The following is a 533-nucleotide window of genomic DNA, read 5'->3' as shown; positions in this document are numbered from 1 at the left end:
TGTGTATAAGAGACAGGTGCGGCGGCGGGGAAATCAGCGTTACACCCGGTACCGAATAGCGCAGCTTGGCGATGTACGGTGTGACCTTGTCGCCCGGCAACTGACCGCCTTCGCCCGGTTTCGCTCCCTGAGCGACCTTAATCTGGATCACGTCGGCGTTAACCAGATAGGCCGGAGTCACGCCGAAGCGGCCGGACGCAACCTGTTTGATGCGCGACACTTTGTTGGTGCGGTAACGCGCCGGGTCTTCGCCGCCTTCACCGGAGTTAGAGTTGCCGCCGATGCTGTTCATCGCTTCAGCCAGCGCCTCGTGGGCTTCCGGGCTTAACGCGCCGATAGACATCGCAGCGGTATCGAAGCGTTTAAACAGTTCGCTTGCCGGTTCAACATCAGCAATGTTGACCGCGTTTTCACCCGGCGTAATTGCCAGCAGATCGCGCAGCGTGGTTGCCGGACGCTCATTAACCAGCTTCGCGTATTCCTGATAGTCGCTGTACTCGCCGCTTTGTACCGCCTGTTGCAGTGTGCGCACC

General features: G+C 59.5%; 1 protein-coding gene. It reads right to left on the bottom strand.

Annotated features, from left to right (window positions below; genetic code table 11):
- Positions 1 to 533, bottom strand: a 533-nt coding sequence (locus AC5O77_RS22560) for a glutamate synthase-related protein (RefSeq protein ID WP_494507267.1), incomplete at both ends; no start/stop codon positions are given.

Source organism: Stenotrophomonas sp. INTA L402-1 (genome assembly GCF_059295135.1).
This window is presented reverse-complemented; position numbering and strand designations above follow the sequence as displayed.